Raw genomic sequence first — 2,972 nt, forward strand, 5'->3', positions numbered from 1 at the left:
ATGAATCTACAATGTTGAGCATTAAGTTCGTACAAATGAACTCCGTTAATCCCGAAGCAGTGAATTATCGCTATAGGTTGTTAGGTTTATCAGACAAATGGATAGAAACCGATGCGGAGTCCTTGAGGCGTGCTCAGTTTTCATACTTAGACTTCGGCAGTTATGAATTTGTTGTTCAAAGTAAAAATCCCTTAGGCCCTTGGTCTGAGCCAAAATTACTGCAAATCAACATCGCACCCCCATTCTGGCTAGAACAAAACGCTATAATTTTGTATGTAATATTGAGCGTTCTGACTTTACTTTATTGGTTTAAGCAAGTTCGCTCAAGAAATGCAATACGTCGATCCATACTTGAAAATGAAGAGCGATTGAAGTTGACCCTTTGGAGCAGCGGTGACGAACTCTGGGATTGGGATATTTACCTCGGACAAGTATTTCGTTCCAACACGTGGGGTACTTTAGATTTTCCTCAGGATGATATTAGAGTGAACAGCTCCTACGAGGCCAATATCCATCCTAACGATATTCAACGCGTGCAACAGTCTCTAAATGAGCATTTAAGCGAAAAAACTGAACACTACGAAATAACTTATCGGGCTAGAACGTACAAAGGCGAATGGTTATGGGTATTAGACCGAGGAAAAGTGGTCGCCAGAGATAACAATCATCAACCACAAAGAATGACAGGCACACTAAAAAACATTAGCCATTTAAAAGAGGCTGAGGAGCAGCTTAAATTATTTAAGCGTTCTATTGAAACGATATCAGATGGTGTTTTTATTACCGACACTAGTTTTAAATTTATCTCAGTAAACAATTCTTATTGTAAATACACGGGCGAAACCCGCGAACAAGCCTTGGCCAGTTTTCTAACGTTTCATCAATATCCCGGTGCGTTCACCGAAGAGGTCAAAAAATCCTTGCAACAAAAAGGTAATTGGTCTGGTGAAGTAGAGTCCCGCCGTGGAGCAGGAGAAAAATATGAAATGGATTTAAACATCGATGCCATTACTGATGAAGATGGCAAAATCAGCCATTATGTGGGGGTCTTCTCAGACATCACATCTCGTAAAGTCACAGAAAAAGAGCTGCTTAAATTATCGAATACTGATCCCTTGACAGATTTACCTAACAGGTCATTCTTTCAAGCAAGTCATAATAATATTGTGCGCAGGGATACACAACATGCACTCATATGTTTGGATATGGATAATTTCAAGAAGATCAACGATTCTTTGGGCCACCAAACAGGCGATATATTAATCAAACAAATTGCTAAGCGGCTACAAAAAATGGCCGGAACGAAAGCCACATGTTACCGATTAGGTGGTGATGAGTTCAGTATATTGATTGACAACTCCACAGATATTCACCACATCACTCACTTTGCACAAACCATATTAGACAGCATGGCAAGACCTTTTATTATTAACAAACAAGAATTTGTTCTGGGTGCAAGTTTAGGTATTGCCTTCTATCCGGAAGATGGCAGAACCCCTCAAGAACTGTTAAAAAATGCCGACACAGCGATGTATTTCGCCAAAAATGCCGGAGGTAATAAGTACCAATTCTTCAGCGGTGAAATGAACCAAAACGCGGTGCGTCAGTTACAAATAGAAAACCTGATAAGACATGGATTAAAAGAAGATTTATTTACTGTTTTTTATCAACCTAAAGTTGACATCGCTAGCGGCAAGTTAGTCAGTATGGAAGCTTTAGTGCGTTACGAGCATCCCGAAAAAGGTTTAGTTAGTCCTGCGCAATTTATTCCTTTAGCCGAAAAAACTGGGCAAATTATTGAAATTGGTGAAGTCGTTCTCAGAAAAGCTTGTGAAGACACTAAACGCTGGGTTGACGCAGGTCTGTTTACTGGGCGAGTTGCTGTCAATATTTCTGCCAGACAGTTTGAAATCCCAGACTTAGATGAACGTATAATGAGTATTCTCCAAAAAACAGGCTTGTCTGCCTTGCATTTAGAATGTGAAATAACCGAAGGCACCTTAATGCAAAGCCCTGAAAATGCTCTCAGAATGATGCAGCGCTTGCGTGAGCGTGGTATCCACTTAGCACTGGATGACTTTGGCACAGGTTATTCATCACTTGCATATTTAAAACGTTTTCCTATCAATACTTTAAAAATTGATAAAGCCTTTATAGACGACATAGCCACTAGCACAGAAGACAGACATATGGCAGAAGCCATTATTACTATTGCTCATAATCTTGGCTTAAAAGTGGTAGCTGAAGGGGTGGAAAATGAAAGTCAACTATCAATTTTGCGACGTTATAAATGTGAAATGTTGCAGGGCTACCTTTACAGTAAACCGTTAAACGCGGTCAGATTTGAACGGCTACTCAAAGAAAATTACCAACTGCAAAAAGTCATCCAAAGCTCTAGCATATAGATTTATCTTGACTCATATCATAATAGAGAACGGCCTTTTCTTCGCAAGAAGAGTGACTCGTTTATTTAAGGTGTCAAATTATCGACACTTTAAAGGCATAATGTTGCAGCCCAGCCTATGAAATAAACCATTAATTGCCGTCAAATTTGAAAGTTGACTCAAAGAAAACCTAAAACACTCAACTAAAATCTAATTGTTCATTTTAACTCATTATTTGTTAACCCCTGCCATATATTGCATACAAGTTATTTAACTACACGAAGCACTAACTCACTTTATATACTTAGCGGTAAATATACTTTACTTTATAATCTTGGCATATTTCTCGCATTGATATTGTTGACCGACAAAATAATGTCGGCAAAAAACGTCAATAAATTAACGAGGATATCAACGATGTTAAAATCTTATGCAGTAGCACTAGTATTAGCCACAGCAACTCCGGTGGCCCTTAAGTCTGAAGAAACTGTACAAGCACCTGTTAAAAATCAGACTGCGACTACAACAACTGCAGATACGAGTAAAAACGGCGTGAAAAATGGCAGAAATTGGTAGGCAGTTGGTAAT

Annotated in this window: 2 protein-coding genes; both read left to right on the forward strand. The window is 39.0% G+C overall.

All coding sequences use genetic code 11. From position 1 onward, the window contains the following. A partial coding sequence (locus QZ562_RS20755) for an EAL domain-containing protein (protein ID WP_293764571.1) occupies positions 1-2,405 on the forward strand: 2,405 nt, incomplete at its 5' end. A gap of 396 nt (positions 2,406-2,801) precedes the next feature. After that, positions 2,802-2,960, forward strand: a complete 159-nt coding sequence (locus tag QZ562_RS20760) for a hypothetical protein (RefSeq protein ID WP_293764573.1) — start codon at positions 2,802-2,804, stop codon at positions 2,958-2,960. The last annotated feature ends 12 nt before the right edge of the window (positions 2,961-2,972 follow it).

This window comes from uncultured Paraglaciecola sp. (genome assembly GCF_913058035.1).
Taxonomy (GTDB): Bacteria; Pseudomonadota; Gammaproteobacteria; order Enterobacterales; family Alteromonadaceae; genus Paraglaciecola.

Bases quoted from the DNA above. Each gene is read 5' to 3' on its own strand.
- QZ562_RS20760 (WP_293764573.1), top strand. From the start codon at position 2,802: ATGTTAAAATCTTATGCAGTAGCACTAGTATTAGCCACAGCAACTCCG.